Annotated in this window: 23 protein-coding genes and 1 tRNA gene; 16 read left to right on the plus strand and 8 right to left on the minus strand. The window is 71.1% G+C overall.

Annotated features, from left to right (window positions below; genetic code table 11):
* Positions 1–58 precede the first annotated feature (58 nt).
* The gene (locus tag QRY02_RS37790) at positions 59–1,297 is read right to left on the minus strand and encodes an FHA domain-containing protein (protein ID WP_285987545.1); all 1,239 of its coding nucleotides are present in this window, start codon (positions 1,295–1,297) and stop codon (positions 59–61) included.
* A 130-nt stretch (positions 1,298–1,427) separates the two neighbouring features.
* On the opposite strand from QRY02_RS37790, the gene QRY02_RS37795 reads away from it, so the two are divergent.
* Positions 1,428–1,510 (plus strand) — tRNA-Leu (locus QRY02_RS37795).
* A gap of 166 nt (positions 1,511–1,676) precedes the next feature.
* Here QRY02_RS37795 and QRY02_RS37800 read toward each other — a convergent pair.
* The 3 genes from QRY02_RS37800 to QRY02_RS37810 form a co-directional block, all read right to left on the minus strand.
* Complete coding sequence (locus QRY02_RS37800; protein ID WP_285987546.1) at positions 1,677–2,408, minus strand: S1 family peptidase; 732 nt, start codon at positions 2,406–2,408, stop codon at positions 1,677–1,679.
* Positions 2,409–2,522: 114 nt separating this feature from the next.
* Positions 2,523–3,275, minus strand: coding sequence for a S1 family peptidase (locus tag QRY02_RS37805; protein ID WP_285987547.1), 753 nt, complete (start codon positions 3,273–3,275; stop codon positions 2,523–2,525).
* A 149-nt stretch (positions 3,276–3,424) separates the two neighbouring features.
* Positions 3,425–3,799 carry an FKBP-type peptidyl-prolyl cis-trans isomerase gene (locus tag QRY02_RS37810; protein ID WP_285987548.1) on the minus strand — a complete coding sequence of 125 codons (375 nt, stop codon included), beginning with the start codon at positions 3,797–3,799 and terminating at the stop codon, positions 3,425–3,427.
* A gap of 140 nt (positions 3,800–3,939) precedes the next feature.
* Here QRY02_RS37810 and QRY02_RS37815 point away from each other — a divergent pair, with 140 nt between their 5' ends.
* The 4 genes from QRY02_RS37815 (at position 3,940) to QRY02_RS37830 (ending at position 9,645) form a co-directional block, all read left to right on the plus strand.
* Entirely contained in the window at positions 3,940–7,158 is a 3,219-nt protein-coding gene (locus QRY02_RS37815; RefSeq protein ID WP_285987549.1) for a penicillin acylase family protein, read from the plus strand.
* A 54-nt stretch (positions 7,159–7,212) separates the two neighbouring features.
* Entirely contained in the window at positions 7,213–8,253 is a 1,041-nt protein-coding gene (locus QRY02_RS37820) for a trans-sulfuration enzyme family protein (protein ID WP_285987550.1), read from the plus strand.
* 61 nt (positions 8,254–8,314) lie between these two features.
* Positions 8,315–9,070, plus strand: coding sequence for a hypothetical protein (locus tag QRY02_RS37825; RefSeq protein ID WP_285987551.1), 756 nt, complete (start codon positions 8,315–8,317; stop codon positions 9,068–9,070).
* Positions 9,067–9,645, plus strand: coding sequence for a class F sortase (locus QRY02_RS37830; RefSeq protein ID WP_285987552.1), 579 nt, complete (start codon positions 9,067–9,069; stop codon positions 9,643–9,645). The genes QRY02_RS37825 and QRY02_RS37830 overlap by 4 nt, the downstream gene beginning before the upstream one ends.
* Here QRY02_RS37830 and QRY02_RS37835 read toward each other — a convergent pair.
* The gene (locus tag QRY02_RS37835; protein WP_285987553.1) at positions 9,631–10,671 is read right to left on the minus strand and encodes a patatin-like phospholipase family protein; all 1,041 of its coding nucleotides are present in this window, start codon (positions 10,669–10,671) and stop codon (positions 9,631–9,633) included. The genes QRY02_RS37830 and QRY02_RS37835 overlap by 15 nt on opposite strands.
* Positions 10,672–10,681: 10 nt before the next feature.
* Complete coding sequence (locus tag QRY02_RS37840; protein ID WP_285987554.1) at positions 10,682–11,428, minus strand: FadR/GntR family transcriptional regulator; 747 nt, start codon at positions 11,426–11,428, stop codon at positions 10,682–10,684.
* Positions 11,429–11,494: 66 nt separating this feature from the next.
* On the opposite strand from QRY02_RS37840, the gene QRY02_RS37845 reads away from it, so the two are divergent.
* From QRY02_RS37845 to QRY02_RS37890, 10 genes are all read left to right on the plus strand, one after another.
* The gene (locus tag QRY02_RS37845) at positions 11,495–12,985 is read left to right on the plus strand and encodes an ABC transporter substrate-binding protein (protein ID WP_285987555.1); all 1,491 of its coding nucleotides are present in this window, start codon (positions 11,495–11,497) and stop codon (positions 12,983–12,985) included.
* The gene (locus QRY02_RS37850; protein ID WP_285987556.1) at positions 12,982–13,926 is read left to right on the plus strand and encodes an ABC transporter permease; all 945 of its coding nucleotides are present in this window, start codon (positions 12,982–12,984) and stop codon (positions 13,924–13,926) included. Before QRY02_RS37845 ends, QRY02_RS37850 begins: the two co-directional genes overlap by 4 nt.
* Positions 13,926–14,732, plus strand: coding sequence for an ABC transporter permease (locus QRY02_RS37855; protein WP_285987557.1), 807 nt, complete (start codon positions 13,926–13,928; stop codon positions 14,730–14,732). Before QRY02_RS37850 ends, QRY02_RS37855 begins: the two co-directional genes overlap by 1 nt.
* Entirely contained in the window at positions 14,729–15,460 is a 732-nt protein-coding gene (locus tag QRY02_RS37860; protein WP_285987558.1) for an ABC transporter ATP-binding protein, read from the plus strand. The genes QRY02_RS37855 and QRY02_RS37860 overlap by 4 nt, the downstream gene beginning before the upstream one ends.
* Positions 15,457–16,230, plus strand: a complete 774-nt coding sequence (locus tag QRY02_RS37865; RefSeq protein ID WP_285987559.1) for an ABC transporter ATP-binding protein — start codon at positions 15,457–15,459, stop codon at positions 16,228–16,230. Before QRY02_RS37860 ends, QRY02_RS37865 begins: the two co-directional genes overlap by 4 nt.
* A complete protein-coding gene (locus QRY02_RS37870; protein ID WP_285987560.1) occupies positions 16,223–17,635 on the plus strand; it encodes an aldehyde dehydrogenase family protein in 1,413 nt (470 codons plus the stop codon). Before QRY02_RS37865 ends, QRY02_RS37870 begins: the two co-directional genes overlap by 8 nt.
* On the plus strand, positions 17,632–18,387 hold the full coding sequence (locus tag QRY02_RS37875) for an SDR family NAD(P)-dependent oxidoreductase (protein ID WP_285987561.1): 756 nt from the start codon (positions 17,632–17,634) through the stop codon (positions 18,385–18,387). The genes QRY02_RS37870 and QRY02_RS37875 overlap by 4 nt, the downstream gene beginning before the upstream one ends.
* A 9-nt stretch (positions 18,388–18,396) precedes the next feature.
* Positions 18,397–19,782, plus strand: coding sequence for an amidase (locus QRY02_RS37880; protein ID WP_285987562.1), 1,386 nt, complete (start codon positions 18,397–18,399; stop codon positions 19,780–19,782).
* A gap of 79 nt (positions 19,783–19,861) precedes the next feature.
* Positions 19,862–20,383, plus strand: coding sequence for an RNA polymerase sigma factor (locus QRY02_RS37885; protein WP_285987563.1), 522 nt, complete (start codon positions 19,862–19,864; stop codon positions 20,381–20,383).
* A complete protein-coding gene (locus QRY02_RS37890; RefSeq protein ID WP_285987564.1) occupies positions 20,376–21,227 on the plus strand; it encodes a CU044_5270 family protein in 852 nt (283 codons plus the stop codon). The genes QRY02_RS37885 and QRY02_RS37890 overlap by 8 nt, the downstream gene beginning before the upstream one ends.
* Positions 21,228–21,264: 37 nt before the next feature.
* Here QRY02_RS37890 and QRY02_RS37895 read toward each other — a convergent pair whose 3' ends face one another.
* Both QRY02_RS37895 and QRY02_RS37900 read right to left on the minus strand, forming a co-directional pair.
* Entirely contained in the window at positions 21,265–22,122 is an 858-nt protein-coding gene (locus QRY02_RS37895; RefSeq protein ID WP_285987565.1) for an HpcH/HpaI aldolase/citrate lyase family protein, read from the minus strand.
* The gene (locus QRY02_RS37900; protein WP_285987566.1) at positions 22,119–23,189 is read right to left on the minus strand and encodes an HpcH/HpaI aldolase/citrate lyase family protein; all 1,071 of its coding nucleotides are present in this window, start codon (positions 23,187–23,189) and stop codon (positions 22,119–22,121) included. Before QRY02_RS37900 ends, QRY02_RS37895 begins: the two co-directional genes overlap by 4 nt.
* A 422-nt stretch (positions 23,190–23,611) precedes the next feature.
* Between QRY02_RS37900 and QRY02_RS37905 the strand changes: the two genes are divergently transcribed.
* Positions 23,612–24,265 (plus strand): hypothetical protein, encoded by a 654-nt coding sequence (locus QRY02_RS37905; protein ID WP_285987567.1) that lies wholly within the window; start codon positions 23,612–23,614, stop codon positions 24,263–24,265.
* The last annotated feature ends 26 nt before the right edge of the window (positions 24,266–24,291 follow it).

A 24,291-nucleotide genomic window follows, 5' to 3' on the forward strand; every position in this document is an offset into this window, starting at 1 on the left:
GGTACGCCGCGGTCCCCCCGCACGTCAATTCTGCGGGAACAGTATTCCGGGTCCTGAGTCAGCCCTGTGTACGGAACACCAAGGACGAATGACCCACCCGGATGACGTCGCCGTCGGCGAGCTGCCAGGTCTGGACCGGGGTGCCGTTCACGGTCGTGCCGTTCGTCGAGCCGATGTCCGCGAGCGTCGCGCTCTGGCCGTCCCAGGTGATCTCCAGGTGGCGGCGCGAGACCCCGGTGTCCGGCAGGCGGAAGTCCGCGTCCTGGCCCCGGCCCACGACGTTCCCGCCCTGCTTCAGCGAGTACGTGCGGTTCGAGCCGTCGTCCAGCTGCAGGCTCGCCGCGAGCTGACGGCCCGGCGCGGGCTGGCCGTAGCCGCCCTGCTGCTGGGCGTACGGGTCCGCGGCCGGGGCGCCGTACGCCTGCTGCTGGCCGTACTGGTCGTACCCGCCCTGCTGCTGGCCGCCGTACTGGTCGTAGCCACCCTGCTGGTAGCCGCCCTGGTCGTACCCGCCGCCCTGGGGCTGCGCGTAGCCGCCCTGGTCGTAGCCACCGCCTTGCGGCTGGGCGTAGCCGCCCTGCTCGTAGCCACCGCCCTGGGGCTGGGCGTAGCCCTGGTCGTAGCCGGCCTGGGGCTGCTGGCCGTACTGGTCGTAGCCACCACCCTGCTGCGGCTGGCCGTACTGGTCGTAGCCACCGGCAGCGGGCTGCTGTTGACCGCCGTACTGGTCGTATCCACCCTGCTGGCCGTAACCCTGGTCGTACCCGGGCTGCTGGCCACCCTGCTGTCCGTAGCCGTACTGGCCCTGCTGGCCGTACGGGTCACCCTGGTCGTATTGGCCGTAGCCGGGGGGCTGGCTCATTGCTGGGTCTCCTGCGTTGCTGGGTCGTGCCGACCGCGGTGAACCGGCGCCTGAGGGGCGGGCGTCGGGATCGACGGACGAACGGGTCTTGAACTGTCCAGTATGCAGCGCCTCGTTGCGCTCGAGTGATACGACGACGTCACCATAGGTGTCCAGACCCTCGGCGGCGAGGTGTTCCGCCACTGCCCTGGCCAGCATCTGCGTGACACGCTGCTCGTCACCGGCCATGCGCTCGTGGTCAGCCGCCCCCAGCGACACGATGTAGTGATTGGGGGCGAGCTGCCGACCGCCTGCCAGCTCACGAACGTTCTCCTCACTCTCCCGCTCCAGGGCGATCGCCACTTCCTGCGTGACGACGTTGCCACCGAACATGCGCGCGAAAGTGTTCCCCACCAGGTTCTCGAGTCGCCTGTCGAATCGTTCGGCGCGGCCCACCGGGGAAAACCTCCTCACACGTGTGCTTCCGCACCGATCCTATCCGGGTGAGCGAGCCTCGACACGGCCCCCGGTGAAACCCGTTCAAAGCACCTGCTAGTCTTCTCCTCGCTGCATGAGAGAAGCACTCGGGCGAGTGGCGGAATGGCAGACGCGCACGGTTCAGGTCCGTGTGTCCGAAAGGACGTGAGGGTTCAACTCCCTCCTCGCCCACGCTGTTCAAAGCCCCGATCGCTAGCGCGATCGGGGCTTTTCCCGTTGGCTTTATGTCTCCCGGGGGGCCGAGCCCGCCGGACCCCCCACGGTGCCTCCCGTCGCCTTCCAGCGTGGTCCGGGGAGGCTCCGTGGGGTTCGTCACCTGTGTTCGCCCTGGGCGAAGTTACGCCGTGTGGGTGGCTATCCAGTCCGCTATGACGTCCACCCGGCTCGTCGTCTCGATGCCCGCGTGGGGACAGTCCGGGCCCGTTGCCTCCAACGAGACCAGCTCGTCGCCCGAGAAATACGGGGCTCCCGAGTCGTACGTGCACGCACTCGTCGTGATCTCCGGGGCCGCGCCGCGGACGCCCAGCGTCGTCGGATCCACCTTCGCCACCGCCACCGTGCCCTGCTGGAGGCGGGTGGCCGGCTTGGGGTCCGAGCTCGTCAGGCTGCCCCAGCCCGCCAGCGTCAGCTGCCGGCCCACCTTCGGGGTCGCGCGGCTCGCCGTGAGGGGCGGCACCGTGGTCACCGGGGAGTCCAGGCGGACCAGGGCGACGTCGTTCTCCTTGGCCTGGAGGACCTCGGTCGCCTTGCGGGCGATGCCCGATTCCGTGGCTTCGTCGGTCAGGCCCAGTGTCACCGTCGTCGGGTACGGGGTCTTGCCCGAGACGCGGTCGCGGTGGGCGTCGTGGAAGCAGTGGCCGGTCGTCAGGACCCAGGCGGGCGCGACGAGCGCGCCCGTGCAGTAGCTGCTGTACGTCGAGCCGTCCGGGCGCGGGATCTTCGTCATCGCGAGCTTCGCGACGAACCCGTACTGCCCCGGTGGGACGTCGGAACCGTGGGCGACGGCCCAGGCGGCGGGAGCGGTGGAGACGGTCAATACGGCAGCGGCGAGCAGGGCGCGCAGGCGCATTCTTCCCCTTCGTCGAGTCGGTGGTCGACGTTCGACGTTAGGGCCGCCGCCGCGGGCGGGGAATTCCCTGGCCGGGCGTCACCCGGTGGACCATCGGGTGACGCCCGGCTCCGGTCAGCCGGTGTGCGCGGCGATCCAGTCCGCGACGACGTCCACGCGGGAGGTGGTCTCGAGCTGGTGGTGCGGGCAGTCCGGGCCGCTCGACTCGACCGACACCAGCTGCCCGCCGGAGCCGCCCGCGACGAAGTACGGCGCGCCCGAGTCGTACACGCAGGCGCTCGTCGTCGACGTCGGGGCGACGCCCTGGACACCGAGCGTCGCGGTGCCGACCTGGCCGACCTGCACGGTGCCTTGCTGCAGCTTCGTCGAGGGGGCCGGGTTGACCGAGGTGAGGCTGCCCCAGCCGGCGAGGGTCAGCAGCTGGCCGGCCGACGGCGTCACCCGGTTGACCGTCAGCGGTGTGATGCCGGTGACGTCCGCGTCGAGGGTGGCGATCGCGATGTCGTTGGCGCTCGCCTGGTAGACGGTGACGACGTTGCGCGTCACCCCGGGCGTGCCCTGGTCGACCGTGCCGAGCAGCACGGACGTCGGGTACGGCACCGGCCCGGAGACGCGGTTGCGGTTGGCGTCGTGGAAGCAGTGACCCGCGGTGATGATCCACTGCGCGGCGATCAGCGCGCCGGAGCACGCGCTGTTGTACTTCGTGCCGTTGGGCTTCGGGATGTCCGTCATGGTGAGTTTCGCGGCGAAGCCGAACTGGCCCGCCGGAACGTCGGCGCCGTTGGCCACGGCCGAAGCCGGTGGCGCGGTGGCGAGCCCGGCGGCCAACGTAAGAAGGGCAGCGGAAAGCACAGCGCGAACGCGCATCGGTGGATCCCCCTTGTCGTGCACCGGCGGTGAGTGCCGGTGATCACTCCCGAGGGTAGCGACGGCTCGCGGGCCGGAAAGGCGCTGCTTGGAGCAAAAACCGGCCCCGGCGCGGTGCGCCGGGGCCGGTTTGCCGGAAATGGGGGAAGCTAGTTCACGCCGACCAGGTCGACGACGAAGATGAGCGTCTCGCCGGGCTTGATCACGCCGCCCGCGCCGCGGTCGCCGTAGCCCAGGTGCGGCGGGATCACCAGCTTGCGGCGGCCGCCGATCTTCATCCCCGCGACACCCTGGTCCCAGCCGGAGATGACCTGGCCGGCGCCGAGACCGAACCGCAGCGGCTCGCCGCGGTTCCAGGACGCGTCGAACTCTTCGCCGGTCGAGTGCGCGACACCGACGTAGTGCACGGTGACGGTCTTGCCCGGCGTGGCCTCCGCGCCGTCACCGACGGTGAGGTCGGTGATCTCGAGTTCGGCCGGCGCGGGTCCGTCCGGGGGGTCGATGAGGGGCTTTTCCAAGGTCATGGGCTCACCGTACCGACGCCCCGGAGGCTGCGCCGATCGGACTACGCCCAAGGAGGGGAAAAACGCGAAAAGTCTTCACACTTAGCCTACTGCTGGGTAGCGTGCGCTTCGTCACTTTTCTGGACTGAGGGGAGCCCGGCATGCGACGTCGCATCCGCGCCCTGACCGTAACGGCACTGGGGGCCCTCGTGGCCGGACTGACCCAGGTCGCCGTCACCGCGCCGGCTGCCCAGGCAGCCGTGTCGCCCGACGACTACTGCGGGGGGCAGTGCAGCGACATCCTCCCGCCCGGCGAACAGGGCAGCGCCACCCTCGCGGAAATCCTGGCGCACAAGCTGCTCGGCACCCGCCCGGCGCACTCGGCCGACCAGCTCGGGAAGTACTCCTCGCTGGCCAACGGCTACAAGACGCTGACCACCAGCGCGATCAACCAGTACTTCAACGACTCCTCGTTCGGCGTCCCGGCCGACCAGGTGGCGAGCACGACGAAGCCGCGGGCGGACGTCACGATCGTGCGGGACAAGGCCCTCGGCGTGCCGCACATCACCGGGACCACCCGCGCCGGCACCGAGTTCGGCGCCGGCTACGCGGCCGGGCAGGACCGGCTGTGGCTGATGGACGTGCTGCGGCACGCCGCCCGCGGGCAGCTCTCGCCGTTCGCCGGTGGCGCCGCTTCCAACCGCGAGCTCGAGCAGCAGTTCTTCTCGAACGCGCCGTACACCGAAGCCGAGCTGCAGGCGCAGATCGACCGCACCGCGGCCAGCGGCCCGCGTGGCGCACAGGGACTCGCCGATGCGCAGGCCTACGTGGACGGCATCAACAAGTACATCAGCGATTCGTACAACGGCCGGTACTTCCCGGGCGAGTACGTGCTGACCGGGCACATCGACTCGATCACCAACGCCGGGTCGATCGACCCGTTCAAGCTGACCGACCTGGTCGCGCTCGCCTCGCTGGTCGGCGCCGAGTTCGGCGCGGGTGGCGGCGGCGAGGTGCAGAACGCCATCGCGAAGCTCGCGATGCAGGAGAAGTACGGCGTCGTCCAGGGCGAGAAGGTGTGGCAGAGCCTGCGCGCCGAGGACGACCCCGAAGCGGTCAAGACGCTGCACGACGGCCAGACCTTCCCGTACGGCAAGACGCCGGCCAACGCGGTCGGGCAGGCCATGCCGGACAAGAACTCGGTGACGCCGCAACCCGTGGTGTTCGACAAGACCGGCTCGGCGTCCACCGCGACGCCGTCCACTGTGGACGTCGCGGCGCCCGCCGAGCAGGAGCCCGCTCGCGGCATGTTCGAGAACGGCGTGCTGCCGGGGAACATGCTGAGCGAAAAGCACGGCATGTCCAACGCGCTGCTCGTCTCCGGCGCCAAGACCGCCAGCGGCCACCCGGTCGCGGTGTTCGGCCCGCAGACCGGCTACTTCGCCCCGCAGCTGCTGATGCTGCAGGAGCTGCAGGGCCCGGGCATCAGCGCGCGCGGTGCGGCGTTCGCCGGCCTGAGCCTCTACGTGCTCCTCGGCCGCGGCCAGGACTACTCGTGGAGCGCGACGACGTCGGCGCAGGACATCATCGACACCTACGCGCTGCAGTTGTGCGACCCGAGCGGCAACGCGCCGACGAAGGACTCGAACTACTACACCTACCAGGGCAAGTGCGTCCCGATGGACACGGTGGAGATCAAGAACGCCTGGAAGCCGACGGTGGCCGACGGGACCGCGGCGGGCTCGTACACGCTGCGCAGCTACCGCACCAAGTACGGGCCGGTGCAGAGCCGGGCGACCGTCGGCGGCAAGCCGGTGGCGTACACGGCACTGCGGTCGTCCTACTTCCACGAGGTCGACTCGCTGATCGGCTTCCAGGAGCTGAACGACCCGACCTTCGTCAAGTCCGCGGCGGACTTCCAGCGGGCCGCGCAGGACATCAACTTCACGTTCAACTGGTTCTACGCCGACTCCAAGGACATCGCCTACTTCAACTCCGGGGCCAACCCGGTCCGGCAGTCCAACGTGGACCCGAACATGCCGGTCTGGGGCGACCAGGGCCACGACTGGGCAGGCTGGAACCCGGCGGGCAACCTGGCGAACTACACGCCGGCGTCACAGCACCCGCAGTCGATCAACCAGGACTACTACGTCAGCTGGAACAACTCCCAGGCCAACGGCTACGCCGCGGCCGGGGCGGACAAGTCGGCCGTGCACCGCGTCGACCTGCTCGACTCGCGGGTGAAGAAGCTGATCAACAGTGGCACCAAGGTCACCCGGGTCAACCTGACCCAGGCGATGTCGGAGGCCGCGCTGGCCGACCTGCGTGCCGAGCGCGTGCTGCCGCTGCTGCTGCAGGTGCTCGACAAGACGCCGGCCACCGGCGCGGCGGCGGACGCCGAGGCGAAGCTCAAGACGTGGCTTTCCCACGGCCAGCTGCGCACGGAGACCTCGCCGGGCAGCAAGGCGTACGCGGACGCCGACGCGATCCGCATCTTCGACGCCTGGTGGCCGCTGCTGGTCCAGGCTGAGTTCAAGCCGGGCATGGGCGACAACGCCTACAACGCGATGACCAGCGTCCTCGGCATCAACGAAAGCCCGTCCGGCTTCCAGAACGGCAACGGCCAGCACACCGGCCAGCCCCACAAGGGTTCGTCGTTCCAGTACGGCTGGTGGGGTTACGTCAGCAAGGACATCCGCCAGGTGCTCGGCCAGCCGGTGGCGGGCCCGCTCGGGCAGACGTTCTGCGGGAACGGCGACGTCACCGCGTGCCGCCAGGCCCTGGTCGACTCGCTGACCACCGCCGCCGGCCAGCCCGCGAATACCGTCTACCCCGGTGACGCGTCCTGCTCGGCCGGTGACCAGTGGTGTGCCGACACGATCGTGCACAACCCGCTCGGCGGCATCACGCAGGACAAGATCAGCTGGCAGAACCGCCCGACGTTCCAGCAGGTCGTCGAGTACGCCGCGCACCGCGGGGACAACGTCGCGAACCTGGCGGCGACGAAGACGGTCAGCGCCACCAGCGCCGAGACCGGCTTCTACCCCTCGCCGGCGTCCAACGCGATCGACGGGAACACCTCGACCCGCTGGGCCAGCGACTGGAGCGACGACCAGGCGATCACCGTCGACCTCGGGTCGGTCCAGCAGGTTTCGCGGGTGATGCTCAGCTGGGAGTCCGCGTACGGCAAGGGCTACCGGATCCAGCTCTCGCCGGACGGCGTGAACTGGACGGACGCGGCCGTGGTGACCGACGGCGACGGCGGGCAGGACAACCTCGCGTTCGCCGCGACCCCGGCCCGGTTCGTCAAGCTGCAGGGCGTCCAGCGCGGCACCAAGTACGGCTACTCGCTGTACGAATTCGAGGTCTACGCGCACTGAACCCGGCCGGGGCACTCGCGGCTGAGTGCCCCGGCCTGCCCTTATCGTGGGCGGATGGACGACTGGACGCCCCGCACGAAGGCCATCGCCGCCGGCCGGCCGCACGGTCCCGGTGAGCCGCTGAACACCCCGCTCGTCGCCACCAGCACCTACCAGGCCGGTGGCGATTTCGTGTACGCGCGCGGCGACGGGACGCCGACCTGGCACGCGCTCGAGGAAGCCGTCGGGGCGCTGGAAGGCGGCCACGCGACGGCGTTCGCGTCCGGGGTCGCCACCCTGTCCGCGGTGCTGGACCTGCTGCCGGTCGGGTCGCGGGTCGCCGTCCCGACGTTCAGCTACGCCGTCACGCGCGGGGTGCTGGCCCACGCGCAGAAGCTCGGCAAGCTCGCCGTCACCGAGCTCGAACCCACCGACACCGAAGCCTGGGTGGCCGAGGCCGCGACGGCCGACCTGGTCTGGCTGGAGTCGCCGACCAACCCGACCCTCGACGTGATGGCCATCGAGACGATCGCGGCGGCCGCGCGCGGCCGGGTCGTCGTCGACAACACCTTCGCGACGCCGTTGCAGCAGCGGCCGCTCGAGCTGGGCGCGGACGTCGTCGTGCACAGCGCGACCAAGCTCATCGGCGGGCACTCCGACCTGCTGCTGGGCATCACCGTGGCCAAGGACCCGGCCGTCGCGGCCGAGCTGCGGGGCGCGCGGATGCGGGTCGGGTCGACGCCGGGCGCGCTGGAAGCCTGGCTCGCCCTGCGCGGGCTGCGGACCATGCCCGTCCGGCTCGCGGAACAGTCCCGCACCGCCGCGCTGCTGGCGGAGCGGCTCGCCGGGCACCCCGCGGTGCGGCGGGTGCGCTACCCGGGCTTCGGGATGATGGTCTCCTTCGACCTGGCCGACGCCGAGACGGCCGACCGCTTCTGCGCGTCGGTCCGGCTGATCCGCTCGGCGACGAGCCTCGGCGGCGTCGAGAGCCTGGTCGAGCGGCGGGCGTGGCTGGCGGGCGAGGAGCGCGTCCCGGCCGGGCTGATCCGGTTCAGCGTCGGCCTGGAGGACCCCGATGACCTGTGGCGCGACCTCGCGTTAGCCCTCCCGGAGTAACGCGGATGGGTGAATCGTCGATAGTCGCGACGTCGTAGATCCACCGCCGTTGGGAGTAACCGTGGGTAGAACGTTGAGCCGGGTCGCGGGGATCGTGTCCGCCGGTGCGCTGATCACCTTCGCCGCCGCGCCCGCCGCGCTGGCGCAGGACGAGACCACCACTCCCGAGACGACCACGACCACGAGCCCGTCGGAGACGACGACCACCACGGCGCCGACTTCGACGGAGACCACGGCACCGGTCACGACCACCGGCACCACCACTGCGGCTCCGACCTCCAGCCACGTCACGACCACCACGCCCCCGAAGACCACGTCTTCGGCGCCGGAAACGACCGAGCCGCCGAAGGACGACTACCAGGACAACACCGGGCACGGCTTCATCGGCCTCGGCGGCGAGGGAGTCCTCGTCATCGCCTGTGCCGCCGGCAAGCCGGGCGAGGTCGCGACCCAGTACCTGAGCGTCACCGGCGGCCCGGACCAGGACGAGGCCGACGGCCGGCTGTGGAACTACTCGGTGCGGGTCGCCGACGCCCCCGCGGGCACCACGACCGCCAAGTTCAGCTGGACCTGCGCCGGCGTCGAGGGCAACGGCACCGTCGAGTTCGAGCAGGAGCAGCAGCCGCCGACCTCGACCGTGACGGCCACGAGCACGCCGTCGTCCAGTGCGCCGTCGTCGAGCACCGCGCCCCTCACCACGGCGCCCAGCACCACCGCGACCAGCACCACGCCCGCCGGCAACGCCGCTCCGAAGGCCCAGGTCAAGGTCGCGCCCAAGGGCGGGGTCGAGACCGGCTTCGGCGGCACGGCCTGGTGACGGTCCGCCGGGCGGGCGCGGCGCTCGCCCTGGTGCTGGCCCTGGCCGGGTGCGGCACCGCCGAGCCGCCGAAGGCCGCGGCGCCCGCTCCCGCGCCGGTGCCGGTGACCGTGCCGTTCAAGGGACTTCGCCCGACGTCGGTGAAGATCCCGAAGATCGGTGCGGAGTCCAGCCTGCTGGCCGTCGCCGTGAAGCCCGACGGTTCGATCTCCGTCCCGTCGGTGCGCACCCCGATGCAGGCGGCCTGGTACAAGCTTTCGCCGGTCCCCGGCGACGTCGGCCCGGCGGTCGTGCTCGGCCACGTCGACGGCGACAAGAAACCGGGCATCTTCTTCAAGCTCAAGGACCTCGTGCCCGGCGACGAAGTCGACATCGACCGCAGCGACGGCCGGAAGCTGAAGTTCGTCGTCGACCGGGTCACCCAGGTCCCGAAGGACACGTTCCCGAAGGACGCCGTCTACGGCAACAGCGACAAACCGGAACTGCGGCTGATCACCTGCGGTGGCGCGTTCGACCACGCCGAGCACAGCTATCAGGACAACATCGTCGTCTACGCGAACCTAGCCGACGCCTGAGCCCGGGTACGGGAATTCCGGCTTGAGCCCGGTCCCGGGGCAGACCCAGCGCCGCATGCCCGCGTCGCAGACCGCATAACCCCAGTTGATCAGCTGGTCCTGCGTCGTCTCGGACATCCTGGTCAGCCGGGTCTTGGTCTCGGCGAGTTTCCGGGTCTGCTCGAGCGGGGCCGGCAGGGCGTCCGGCAGTTCGAAGTGTTCGATGTCGCTGTAGGTCGCCCAGTACGTCCCGGCGTACGCCTTGTCCTCATAGGACTTGAGCAGCGAACCCGTGCGCAGTTCGCGGACCTGGTTGTCCATCACGGTCAGCACGCGCAGCAGCTGCATCGGCCAGTTGTGCCTCGGCCGGTCCTCGTGCTTCATCTTCTTGCCCGCGTCGCTGACCAGGACGGTCGCCCGCTGGTTCTCGATCGGGTCGAGGCCGAGGTTGTCGTACACGCCCGCGTCGCTGAGCACGATCTTGCGGCCGGCCTGGTGCGGATCGGGGATCACCACCGGCGAGAGCATCGGCGGGAACGCCGACGACGCGGCGACCGCGGTGGCCAGGGAAATCCGCCCGTGCGGGCCCGGCTGCCGGAAGAACCACCACAGCGAGCCGTCCTGCAGGCTGGTCGCGGTGAACACGAAGTGCGGGCCGGCCGGGTCGAGGTCCGCGAGGCAGCAGTCGCCGAAGAGGTGCTTCGCGTAGCGGCGCGCGAGTTCCTCGCCGGCACTGCGCCACGGGATGCACATCGCCTTCAACGTCACCGGGACGTCGAGGTTCGTGCGCGCGAGTTTCCGCAGCGGCTGCACGACTTCCTTGCCGAAGTTCTCGGCGACGCCGTCGTCGCCGAAGTACAGCTTGGGCCACGCGTGCGCGAGCACACCGGCCGCGATCGACCCGCCCGACACGCTGGAGACGGTGGTCAGCTTCGGCAGCCAGCCGAGTTCGTTGAGCCGCCAGAGCGCCCCGGCGTGGAAGAGCATCGCCCGGTAACCACCGCCGGACAGCGCGAGCCCGACCCCGTCTCGTTTCGCCGCGTCCACCCCGCCGAGTCTAGGACCGCAGCAGCGGCGCGAGCAGCGGCCGTTGCCCGGCGGGGACGTATTCGGCGTAGTTGTCGTACAACGCCTGTTTGGCCAGCTGTGCTGCGCCGGCGCCGTCGGCCGCGCGGATCGCGTCGAGCACCTCGGCGTGGTGGGCGAGCCAGGTGCGCATCAGCGACGTCCGGTTGCTGGCGTGCTCGAGCTTGTCCTCGATCAGTTCCAGCACGACCCCGCGGACGACTTCTTCGCTGACCACCAGCAGCGGATTGCGGGAGATGCGCGCGATCACCTCGTGGAAGGCGACGTCGGCGCGGCTGAACTCGGCATAGCCGCGCGAGACGCCTTCGCGCATCGATTCCAGGGCCGCGTCGAGGCCGGTCAGGTCCTCTTCGGTCCGGAGCCCGGCCGCGAGCAGGTGCGCCGAGCCGTCGAGGATCATCCGGAACTGCAGCAGTTCGGCGAGCCCGACGTGGTCGGCGCGCGCGAGCCGGTGCATCGACCGGTGCAACGCGGCGGGCGAAGCGGCCAGCACCTCGGGTCCGCGCGGGTCGCCGGGCCGCGAGCGGATCATTTCGGCCGCCTGCAGCACGCGCAGGGCTTCGCGGACCGTCGAGCGGCCGACGCCGAACTGCGTCATCAGCTCCCGCTCGCTCGGCAGCCGTTCCCCCGGCTTGAGCGCGCCGCTGACCACGGCCTGCTCGATCTGCTCGACGACCCGCTCGTACGCGCGGACCGGAGCCACCGGTTCGAACCGCATCACTTGACCTCGTCGTCCGCTCGGTGCAGGCTACTGGTCAGACCAGTGTACTTACTCGGAGGCCGAATGAAAGCCCGACTTCACGCGCTCGCAGCGGTGCTGCTGCTCGTGGTGTCCGGTTGCTCGGCCGGCTCGTCGGCCAGCGTTTCGGCTGGTCCCGACACGCTTTCCGTCGGCTTCACCGCGGAGCCGGCGAACTTCGACTTCACCCGCACCGACGGCGCCGCCATTCCGCAGGCGCTGCTCTACAACGTCTACGAAGGCTTGGTGAAGCTCGACGCGCAGGGCCGCGTGGTGCCGCTGCTCGCGAAGTCGTGGACGATCAGCCCGGACCGGCGCACCTACGACTTCCAGCTCCAGCAGGGCGTCAAGTTCAGCAGCGGCGCACCCTTCACCGCCGAGGACGTCAAGTTCTCGCTCCTGCGGGTGAAGACCGACTGGACGATCTCGATCAAGGCGAACATGGACGTCATCGACCACGTCGACGTCGTGGCGCCGGACCACGCGCGGGTCGTGCTCTCGAAGCCGTCCAACGGCTGGCTGTTCAGCCTCACCAGCCGGCTCGGCGCGATGTTCAGCCCCACCGGCGTGGCCGACCTGGCGAACAAGCCCATCGGCACCGGGCCGTACGCCGTGGCGGCGCGCAAGCGCGGCGACTCCGTGGTGCTGAAGGCGAATCCGGCCTACTGGGGCCGGAAACCGGCGTACGGCACGGTCGTCCTCAAGTACATCAAGGACCCGACCGCGCTGAACAACGCGTTGTTCAGCAACGGCATCGACGTCATCTCCGCGATCACCGCGCCCGACTCGATCCCGCAGTTCCAGGCCGACGACCGGTTCCAGGTCGTCCAGGGCACGACGAACTCCGAAGTCACGCTGGCCATGAACAACGCCCGGCCGCCGCTGAACGACGTCCGCGTGCGCCAGGCCCTGACGTACGCGATCGACCGGAAGGCGCTGCTCGACACGGCGTGGGCGGGCCGCGGCACCTTGATCGGCAGCATGGTCCCGCCGACCGACCCCTGGTACGAGGACCTGGCGAACGTCCATCCGTTCGATCCCGCGCGCGCCAAGGCGTTGCTGTCCGAAGCCGGCGCGGCGAACCTGAACCTCCGGCTGCGGATCCCGAACCTGCCGTACGCGGTGTCGGCGGCGCAGGTCGTCCAATCGCAGCTCGCCGATGTCGGGGTGCGGACCGCGATCGAACCCCTCGACTTCCCGGCGGTGTGGCTCAAGCAGGTGTTCACCGACCACGACTACGACCTGTCGATCATCCAGCACGTCGAAGCGCGCGACATCACGACGTTCGGGAAGCCGAAGTACTACTGGGGCTACGACAGCAAGCGCGTCCAGCAGCTGCTCGCCGAGGCCGACAGCGGTACACCCGAGCAGCAGGTGGCGGACATGAAGCAGGTGGCGCGGCAGCTGAACACCGACGCGGCCGCGGACTGGCTGTTCCTGTTCCCGAACGTCATCGTCGCGAAGACCAAGGTCGACGGGTTCGTCCAGAACCAGGTCAGCGAGTCCTTCGACCTCACCGGGCTGGCGCCGCGATGACGGCCAGGGTGCTGCGCCGGGTGGCGATCTTCGTGGTCAGCGTGCTGGTCGCGTCGATCGTGGTGTTCCTGTTCATGGCCGTGCTGCCGGGCGACCCGGCGCAGGTCGCGCTCGGCGTCAACGCGACGCCGGAGCTGCTCGCCAAGACCCGCGCGGAGTTCGGCATCGACCGGCCGCTGGTCACGCAGTACTTCGACTGGATCGGGGGCGTGCTGCACGGCGACTTCGGCCGTTCGTACGTGACGCGGGACGCGATCGGCCCGCAGCTGCTCGACCGCTTCGGCGTGACGCTGTGGCTGGTCGGCGCGGGCATGCTGGTGGCGCTGGTGATCGCCGTGCCGGCCGGGACGTTCGCCGCGGTCAAGCACCGGAAGGCGGCGGGGGCGAGCGTCTCGGGCCTGTCGCAGATCGGCGTCGCGATCCCCGCGTTCCTCGCCGGGATCATCCTGGTCCAGATCTTCGCCGTGCAGCTGCGCTGGCTGCCGTCCGGTGGGTGGACTCCGCCGGATCGGAACTTCGGCGAGTTCTTCCGCGGCCTGATCCTCCCCGCGCTGTCCTTGGGATTGGTGCAGGGTGCGGTGCTCACCCGCTATGTCCGGTCGGCGGTGCTCGACACGCTCGGCCAGGACTACCTGCGCACCGCGCGGTCCAAGGGCCTGCGGCCCGGACAGGCCTTGGTGCGCCACGGCCTGCGCAACGCGTCGGTGCCCGTGGTCACCGTGCTCGGCCTCCAGCTCGCGACGTTGCTGATCGGCGCGGTCGTCGTCGAGCGCGTGTTCGTGCTGCCGGGTCTGGGCTCGATGCTGCTGGACGCCGTCGGTTCCCGTGACCTGCTGACCGTGCAGGGGATCGTGCTCGTGCTGGTGGCCGGCGTGCTGCTGGTCAACTTCGTCGTCGACGTCCTCTACACCGTGCTCGACCCGAGATTGCGGGGTTCGTGATGCGCAATCTGGTTGTCGGCTCGGTGCTCGTGGGCCTGGTGGTGCTGGCCGCGCTGCTGTCGTTCGCGTGGACGCCGTTCGACCCGGTGAAGGTCGACGCGGCCCACCGGCTGCTCGGCTTCACCGGCTCCCACTGGTTCGGCACCGACAAGTTCGGGCGCGACCTGCTGAGCCAGCTCATGGTCGGCGCGCGCACGACGTTGTACGTCGGGGTCGTCGCCGTCGGGATCGCCGCGGTCATCGGCACGCCGCTGGGCATCCTGGCCGGGATGTCCCCGCGGTGGCTCGGCGAATTCGTCATGCGGGTCAACGACCTCGTGCTCGCGTTCCCCGCGCTGCTGCTGGCCATCATGTTCGGTGCGGTGTTCGGGGCGGACACGCTGACCGCGATGGTCGCGATCGGCATCGCCACCATCCCGTCGTTCGCGCGGATCGCCCGCTCCGGCACGCTGCAGGTGATGAGCACCGAATTCGTGCTCGCGGCCCGCGCGGGCGGACGGTCGCGGCCGAACATCGCGCTGCGGCACGTGCTGCCGAACATCTCCGGCCTGCTGATCGTGCAGGCCTCGGTGTCGTTCGCGATCGCCGTGCTCGCCGAAGCGGCGTTGTCGTTCCTCGGTTTCGGCACGCGGCCGCCGACGCCGTCGTGGGGCCGGATGCTGCAGGAATCGCAGGAACTGCTGACCGTGCAGCCGCGGCTGGCGCTGGTGCCGGGCATCGCGATCGCCGTCGCCGTCCTCGGCTTCAACCTCCTCGGCGACGGCCTCCGTGACCGCCTGGATCCCCGATTGGCGGCCCGTGTATGACGCTCTCGGTGCGCGGCCTCAACGTCTCCACGCTGGTTCGTGACGTCTCCTTCGAGATCGGCGCCGGTGAGCGCGTCGGCCTGATCGGCGAGTCCGGGTCCGGGAAGTCGCTGACGGCGCTGGCGATCATGGGCCTGCTGCCCGAGGAGCTGCCCGCGTCCGGTTCGGTGCGCCTGCACGACCGTGAGCTGCTGGGAATGTCCGAAAGGGACCTGTCGCGGCTGCGCGGCGACGAGCTGGCCATGGTGTTCCAGGAGCCGATGACGGCGTTGAACCCGGCCATGCGCGTCGGCCGCCAGGTCACCGAGCCCGGCCGCCTCCACGGACGCCGTCACCGCGCCGAAGACCTGCTGTCCGCGGTGGGCTTGCCGGGCACCGCCCGCGCGTACCCGCACCAGCTGTCCGGCGGGCAGCGGCAGCGGGTCGTGCTCGCGATGGCGCTGGCGAACGAGCCGTCGCTGCTGATCTGCGACGAGCCGACCACCGCACTCGACGTCACCGTGCAGGCCCAGATCCTTTCGCTGATCAAGACGTCGCTGCCGGCCGAAAGCGCGTTGCTGTTCATCACGCACGACCTCGCCGTCGTGGCTTCGGTGTGCGAGCGCGTGCTGGTGATGCTGGACGGCGAGATCGTCGAAGCGGGCTCGACGCGCGAAGTGCTGACGCAGCCGAAGCACGAGTACACGCGGAAGCTCCTGGCGGCCTCGGACCTGGAGGCCCGGCGATGACCATCATCGAAGTCCGCGACCTCGAACGCCGCTACGCCCGCCGGGACGTCCACGCCTTGCGCGGCGTCAGCTTCGACGTCGAAGCGGGACAGCGGTTCGGCATCGTCGGCGAGTCCGGCTCCGGGAAGTCCACGCTGGTCCGGCTGCTGGCGGCGCTCGACAAGCCGACCGCGGGCACGGTCTCGTTCGAGGGCACGCGCATCGACAACCTGCCGGAACGCCGCCTCGGCTTCCTGCGCTCGGAACTGCAGATCGTCTTCCAGGACCCGATGGGCTCGCTCGACCCGCGGATGCGCGTGCGCGACATCGTTTCCGAACCCATGGGCCGCCGGGAACCCGACCGCGTCGCCGAACTGCTCGCCGCCGTCGGCCTGCCCGCCGACGCCGCCCAGCGCTACCCGCACCAGTTCTCCGGCGGCCAGCGACAGCGGATTTCGATCGCCCGCGCGCTGGCCCCGAACCCGAGCGTGCTGATCGCCGACGAACCCGTGAGTGCGCTCGACGTCTCCGTGCGCGGCCAGATCCTCGACCTGCTCGGCTCGCTCGTCGAGCAGTTCGCACTGACGCTGATCTTCGTGTCGCACGACCTCGGTGTCGTCCGGCACGTCTGCGACCGGGTCGCGGTGATGCGCCGCGGCGAGATCGTCGAACTCGGCGACGTCGAGCAGGTCTACGGCGCACCCCGGCACGAGTACACGCGGGAACTTCTCGAAGCCGCGCCGAACCTGCGCGCGGAACTGGCCCGGCTGCGCGGAGGTGACGATGCCTGAGTACCCGGACGGCCTGCCGATCGGCGATGGCTGGGTGTCCACTGTGGATACCGAGGAAATCGTTTTCCCTTACGACGGGAGCGTCGTCGGGACCGCGCCCGTCGGTACGCCTGAGCTGGCGACTCGCGCAGTGGACGAAGCTGTCGCTGTCGCGCGCGAAGTGGCTTCGCTGCCTTCGCGGGTCCGGCGGTCCCTGCTCAACGACGTCGCCGCGGCGATCCGGGCTCGCCGCGAGGAGTTCGAGAACCTCCTCGTGCTGGAGACCGGCAAGCCGCTGGTCGACTGCCGGGTGGAGGTCGCGCGCACGATCGTCACCTGGGAAGCCGCCGCCGAAGAGGTGTCCCGGCTGCACGGCGAAACCGTGCCGCTGGACCTCCTGCCCTCGGGCGACGGGCTGGTCGGGTTCTGGAAGCGCAAGCCGATCGGCGTCGTCGTCGGCATCGCGGGCTTCAACTACCCGCTGCTGCTCGCGTCGCACAAGATCGCGCCCGCGATCGCCGTCGGCTGCCCGGTGATCGTCAAGCCCGCGCCCCAGACGCCGCTGGCCACGCTCCGGCTGGTCCACCTCGTGCGTTCGCTCGCGTCCGTGCCCGCCATGGTCCAGCTGGTCACCGGGGACGCGGCCGTGGGCGCCGCGCTGACCACCGACCGCCGCATCGGCGCGGTCTCGTTCACCGGCTCGGCCGCGGTCGGCCACCGCATCGCGCGGGACGCGGCGCCGACGAAGACGCTGCTGGAGCTGGGTTCGAACGCGGCGCTCGTGGTCGCGCCCGACGCCGACCTCGACGCGGCCGTGGACGCCGTGTTGCGCGGCGGGTTCTACGCGTCCGGCCAGGCCTGCATCTCGGTGCAGCGCGTGCTGGTCGTCGCGCCGGTCGCCGGGGAATTCACCGAACGGCTGCTCGCGCGGCTGGGCGAGGTCGTCATCGGCGACCCGCGGGACGAGAAGACACGGGTGTCCGCGCTGATCGACCCGGCTTCCACCGCCCGCGTCGCCGCCTGGATCGAGAAGGCCGGCGGCCGCCGGGTCGGCGGGGGTGTCGACGGCACGGTGCTGCGGCCGACCGTCCTCCTCGACGTCCCGGACGGCGTCGAAGCCTGGGACGAGGAGATCTTCGGCCCGGTCGTCTGCGTGCGCACGGTGTCCGATGTGGACGAGGCCTTCGCCGCGGTGAACGCCTCCCGCTACGGGCTCCACGCCAGCGTCTACACCAAGTCCCTGAACACGGCGTTCCGCGCGCTGGACGAGCTCGAAGTGGGCGGCGTCGTGGTGAACGAGGTGCCCGGCTTCCGCTCCGACACCATGCCCTACGGCGGCGTGAAGGACTCCGGCGTCGGTCGCGAAGGGCCGCGGTTCGCCGTCGAGGAACTGACCGTGACGAGGATGGCGGTGCTGCGCCCGTGAACTACTCGACGTTGTTCCGGCTCGACGGACGGCGGGCCGTCGTCCTCGGCGCGGGCGGCATCGGCCGCGAAGCCGCGCGGGCGCTGGCCGCGCACGGCGCCGACGTCGTGTGCGCGGACCGCGACCTCGAAGCCGCGCGCGAGGCGGGCGTGGGGGAGCCGTACGAGCTCGACCTGCTCCGGCCGGGCGCCATCGACCAGGCCGCCTCCGATCTAGGACCGCAGGACGTCGTGGTGCTGACCGCCGCGACGAACGTCCGCAAACGCCTGCTCGACTACACGCGTGAGGAGTTCGACCGCGTCATCGCGCTGAACCTCGGCGTGACGTTCGAGGTCGTCCGCGTCTTCGGCGCCGACATGGTCGCGCGCGGGCGGGGCAGCATCATCGGCTTCTCGTCGATCCGCGGCACGACCGTCGAGCCCGGCCAAGGCCCTTACGCGGCGACGAAAGCGGGCCTGGTCCAGCTGTTCCGGACGGCGGCGGCCGAGTTCGGCCCGGCCGGTGTCCGGGTGAACGCGATCGCGCCCGGCGTCGTGGAAACTCCGCTGACCGCGCAGATCAAGGCGAACCCCGAGTGGTACGACGCGTATGCGGCGAAGAGCGCGCTGGGCCGCTGGGCGCGTCCGGACGAGCTCGCCGGCGCCGTCGTGTACCTCGCTTCGGATGCTTCGTCGTTCGTGACGGGCTCGGTGCTGGCCGTCGACGGTGGCTGGACCGCCGTCGACGGCCGCTTCGACCCGCCTGCCTCGTGAGGAGCGCTCATGACCGAGCTGCCTGACCTGACCGCCGTCGAGCTCGTCGCGCAGTACCGCGCGAAGACGCTCTCGCCGGTCGAGGTGACCGAAGCCGTTCTCGCGCGCATCGAAGCGCGAGAGCCTGAGCTGCACGCGTTGTACGCGTACGACCCTTCAGGCGCTCGCGACGAAGCGAAGGCGTCCGAAGCGCGCTGGGCGTCCGGTGAACCGCTGGGCCCGATCGACGGCGTTCCGCTGACGCTCAAGGAGAACATCGCGACCCGCGGCACGCCGGTGCCGCTGGGCACGGCGGCGACCGCGCTCGTTCCGGCCGCCGAGGACGGCCCGGCGGCCGCGCGGGTCCGGGAATCCGGTGCCGTCCTGCTGGCCAAGACGACCATGCCGGACTACGGGATGCTGACGTCCGGGCTGTCGAGCTTCCACACCACGGCCCGCAACCCGTGGCAGCCCTCGGCCACCCCCGGCGGGTCCAGCGCGGGCGCGGGCGCCGCGGCCGCCGCGGGGTACGGCCCGCTGCACGTCGGCACCGACATCGGCGGCTCGATCCGGCTGCCCGCGGGCTGGTGCGGCCTGACCGGGCTGAAGCCGAGCTTCGGCCGGGTCCCGGTCGACCCGCCGTTCCTGGGCCGCGTCGCCGGCCCGATGACCCGCACGGTCGCCGACACGGCGTTGCTGATGAGCGTGCTCTCGCGCCCGGACCCGCGTGACCACCTGTGCCTGCCGCCGTCGGAGCTCGACTGGTCTTCACTGGATCTCCAGGTGGGCGGCCTGCGCGTCGGCCTGCAGCTCGAGTCCGGCCCCGGCCTCCCGGTGGACCCGGCGATCCGTGACGCCGTCACCGCGGCGGCCCGGGCCTTCGAAGCCGCGGGCGCCGTCGTCGAGCCGGTCGAGCCGTTCCTCACCCGCGAAATGCTCGACGGCCTCGACGTCTTCTGGCGCACGCGGGCCTGGTCGGACCTGGCCGCCCTGCCGCCGGACCGCCGCGCGAAGGTCCTGCCGTACATCGCCGACTGGGCGGCGGGTGGTGCGGAAGCGTCCGGGGTGGCCGTCTACCGCGGCTTCGCCCAGATCGACGTGATGAGCGTCGCGGCCCTGCGCGCGACCTCGGCGTTCGACGTCGTCCTGTCCCCGGTCTGCCCGGTCGCGGCACCGCCCGCGGAGTGGGCGTCCCCGACGAACGACCCGGCCCGCCCGTTCGAGCACATCGCGTTCACCGTGCCGTACAACATGTCCGGCCAGCCCGCGGTGTCGCTGAACTGCGGTTACACCGACGACGGCCGGCCGATCGGCCTCCAGATCGCCGGCCGCCGCTTCGACGACCTCGGCGTCCTCCGCGCCGCCGCGGCGTACGAACGGCTCCGGCCGCCGCAGCGGCCCTGGCCGATCGGGTAGGGAAGAAGTTCCGGCCCTTCGGCGAAGTGGGGGTGTGACTGTCGCCGACGGGAAGGAACCCCATGACAGAGGCAGCCCCATGACGGCGGCCCCGGCGATCGGCCTCGAGCAGTTCACCGACGTGCACGACCGCTACTTCGCGGACATCTACCGCTACGTCGCCGGCCGCCTCGGTGCCCAGGCCGCGGAGGATGTCGCCGCCGAGACGTTCCTCGTCGCCTTCGACCGCCGGAAGACGTTCGACGCCGACCGCGGTGAGGTGCGTGCCTGGCTGTTCGGCATCGCGACGAACCTGGTGTCCCGCCACCGCCGCAAGGAGGCCCGGTACTACCGCGCCCTCTCGCGGCTCGATCCGCGCGAAGTCGCCGAAGGGCACGAAAGCCGCGTTGTCGATTCGGTCGTGGCCTCGCGGGTGGGGAAGGCGTTGTCGCGGCTGTCCGCCGGGGAACGCGATGTCCTGCTGCTCGTCGCGCTCGGCGACCTCGGCTACGCGGAAGTCGCCGAGGCCCTCGGGATCTCCCCGGGCACGGTCGGCTCCCGGCTGAACCGGGCCCGCAAGAAGCTCAACCCCGTTCTTTCCCAGGAGGCTTCCGATGAATGACCTGCAGACCCTGCGGGCCGCGCTGGTGCCGGGCGAACCCGCCCAGGACGTCGTCGACCGGAGCCGGCACCGGCTCCAGAACCGGATGCTCGGCGCGCCCCGTCGCCGCCTCCGCCCGTTGGCGATCGGCACCGGGCTCGCCGCCGTCGCGGCGGCGGCCGCGGTGGTGGTGGCGACCCTGCCCGCCACCCCGGCTCCGGCGCCGTCGCCCCAGGCGGTCGCCCCGGTCGACACCGGCCGGCAGATCCTGCTGGCGGCGGCCACCGTCGCCGAACGCACCCACGTCGGCACCGGCAAGTACTGGCACACGACGACCAAGGTGGGCAACGAGGCCTGGGAGTACTGGACCACCACCGACGGGCAGGAGTGGTACCGCACCGCCAGGACCGGCGGCAAGGCGGTCCTGGCGAGCCGGCCCCGGCCGATCCGGCTGACCGGCGCCGAGGTCACGCTCAGCCAGATCCTGGCGCTGCCCACCGACCCGAAGGCCCTGCGCGAGTGGCTCGCGAAGGGGCTGGCCCACAACAAGTACCCCGCGAAGGAGCGGGACATGGCGGTGCTGGACTCCCTGGTCATGCTGGTGTCCACCGTGCCGTCGCCACCGGCGGTCCGGGCAGCGGCGTTCCGCGCGATCGCCGATTACCCGGGAGTCCACGCGCTCGGCACGGTACCGGGCGGCGAAGGCGTCGAGCTGCCGGGCGGCGGCCGCCTGGTCGTCGACCCGGAGACCGGCAAGGTGGACGGGTCTTCGGTGTTCCGGAAAGCGGACGGCACCCCGGCCACGAACTCCGACGGTGACACGTACGCGGTCAGTGCCGAGTGGACGGACGACCTGCCGAAGTGAACCGCACCGGTGGCCGGGCTCGCCCGGCCACCGGCGTTCAGTTCTTGACCGCTTCGGCCAGCGCCAGCACCCGCCGCGCGTTGTCGACGTGCAGGTTCTCGATCATCCGGCCATCGACCGTCACCACTCCGCGGCCTTCCTTCTGCGCTGTCTCGAAGGCCTCGATGATCCGCCGCGACCGGTCGATCTCCGCTTCGGACGGGGCGAAGATCCGGTTGCACGGCTCGACCTGCGCCGGGTGGATCAGCGTCTTGCCGTCGAAGCCGTACTGACGGCCCTGCTCACACTCGGCTTCGAAGCCTTCCAGGTCCTTCACGTCGTTGTAGACGCCGTCGAGGATCACCTTGCCGGTCGCGCGAGCGGCCAGCAGGCACAGCGAGAGCCCGCCGAGCAGCGGGCCGCGGCCCGGGACGAACTCCGCGTGCAGCTCCTTGGCCAGGTCGTTCGTGCCCATCACCAGCACGGTCAGCCGCTCCGACGCCGCCGCGATCTCCTCCGCGTGCAGCATGGCGACCGGCGTCTCGACCATCGCCCAGATCTTCGTGTGGTCCGGCGCCCCGCCCAGCTCCAGGGCCCGCTCGATGTTGTGCACCTCGGCGGCGGAGTTGACCTTCGGCACAACGACCGCGGCCGGCCCGGCCGAGGCGGCCGCGCGCAGGTCGGCGTCGTGCCACTCGGTGTCCAGCCCGTTGACCCGGATGGTCACCTCGCGGTCGCCGTAGTCACCGGCAGCTGCGCACACGCGTTCGCGCGCGGCTTCCTTGGCGTCGGGGGAGACGGCGTCCTCGAGGTCGAGGATCAGCGCGTCCGCCGGGATCGTCTTGGCCTTCTCCAGCGCGCGCTCGTTCGCGCCGGGCATGTAGAGGACGGAGCGCCGGGGCTTCAGCTCGGTCATCCGAGGGTCTCCTTGGTGGCCGCGTCGTAGGCGGCCGCGAGTTCGGGGTCGTCCGCCGCGAGGGCGTCGGCCAGTTCGGCGACCACGCGGCACTGCTTCACCGACGCGTCGTCCTGCATCTTCCCGTCGATCATCACCGCGCCCGTGCCGTCACCCATCTCGGCGATCACCCGGCGCGCCCAGGCCACATCGGACGGCGACGGCGAGAACACCTTCTTCGCGATGTCGATCTGCACCGGGTGCAGGCTCCACGCGCCGACGCAGCCGAGCAGGAACGCGTTGCGGAACTGGTCCTCGCAGGCGACGACGTCGCGGATGTCCCCGAACGGCCCGTAGTACGGCAGGATCCCGTGCATCGCGCACGCGTCCACCATCCGCGCGACCGTGTAGTGCCAGAGGTCCTGCTGGTAGGTCGTCCGGCCCGCGGTCAGGTCGTCACCGGCCGGGTCGGTCCGCACCAGGTAGCCGGGGTGGCCGCCGCCGACGCGGGTCGTCTTCATCCGGCGGCTCGCGGCCAGGTCGGCCGGGCCGAGCGAGATGCCCTGCATGCGCGGGCTCGCGCCGGCGATCTCCTCCACATTGGCCACGCCGCTCGCCGTCTCGAGGATGGCGTGCACCAGCAACGGCTTCGTCAGCCCGGCGCGCGCCTCGAGCTGGGCCAGCAGCCGGTCGACGTAGTGGATGTCCTGCGCACCCTCGACCTTCGGCACCATGATCACGTCGAGCTTGTCGCCGATCTCGGTGACGAGCGTGACCAGGTCGTCGAGCACCCACGGCGAGTCCAGGCTGTTGACGCGCGTCCACAGCTGCGTCTTCCCGAAGTCGTTCGCCTTGGCGATCGCGACCAGCCCGGCGCGAGCGGCCTCCTTGCGGTCGGCGCGGACGGCATCCTCGAGGTTCCCGAGCAGGACGTCGACCTTCTTCGCGATGTCCGGCACCTTCGCCGCCATCTTCTCGTTGCCCGGGTCGAAGAAGTGGATCATCCGGGACGGCGTCACCGGGATCTCCCGCACGGGCGCGGGCGCGCCCAAGGCGAGCGGGGCGAAGAAGTCCTTCGGGGAGCGCATCGGTCCTCCACGGCGGGGGCTAAGTGACTGGTGGGTAACTTTAGTCCCGCGCGCGCGGGACCGCTGCGGCGCAAGTCACCGCCGGCCGGGTGACGGCGGACATCCGCAGCTCAGCGGACCGCGTCCACTGTGGATTTTGCCGCGGTTGCGCCGGATGGGCTAGCCGGGCCGGGTTTGGCCGATCATGCCCCGGGTAATCGGCCGTAGCCGGACCGTAATGCCACTCACCCCGCGATCACTCGGTTGGCCGCACCGTTCGACCGAAGTCCGATGACCGCCTACCGACCGGTCATCGACCGCTGGCCGCCGCCGATCGCAGCCACTCGCACTACCCGGCGACGCCGCGCCGTCGCGCTGTTAGACAAGTGAGGTGCCGGTTTCCCCCGGTCACGAAGCGGTGCAGGTTAGAAGGAGGCGGACTCGTGGCGGCTACACCTCAGAACACCGAGCGCTCGACGGTCGCCGGTGGCGCGAAGCGCAGCCGGTCGATGCCGAGCCGCGTGGTGCCGCCGATCGAGCTCCCCGCGAGCGTCGACGAGCTCGCCCGCGCTGCCGCCGCCCAGCTGGGCTGGAACGGCGTCGTCCTCCCCGAGACCACGATCCTCGGCCGCAAGGTCTGCGTGGTCGCCAAGCTCCGCACCGACGTGCACGCCGAACGCATCGCGATGGGTGCCGGCCCGGTGGCCGACCGCGCCACCGTCGACACCTGGACCTGGCCGGAGCTGGCCGGAACCGCCCCCGCCCCGGCCGCCGAGATCGTCGGCGTCCTGGCCGTCGCGCGCCACTGGCGCACCGCGATGGCCTCCGCGGTTCCGTTCGCCCGCTACGGCGAGGCCGCGATGGTCCTCCCGTCCCCGGTCGTGCTGACCGAGGACTACGTCGGCAACTGCCTGCCGCGCGCCCGCGCGTACGGCCTCGCCGTCGTGACCGCCGACCCGAACGCGGTCGTCGATCTCGACCTCGAGGGCCGCACCGAGCGCGTCGTGCTGGCCGAGGACCCGGTCTCCCGCCTGATCAACGAGGTGGTCTACGACCACCTGCTCCGCACCGCCGAGGTCCCCGCGTCGCTCGACTGACGGGCTCGTTCGCACCGGGATAAGGT

The sequence above is a fragment of the Amycolatopsis sp. DG1A-15b genome (assembly GCF_030285645.1).
GTDB lineage: Bacteria > Actinomycetota > Actinomycetes > Mycobacteriales > Pseudonocardiaceae > Amycolatopsis.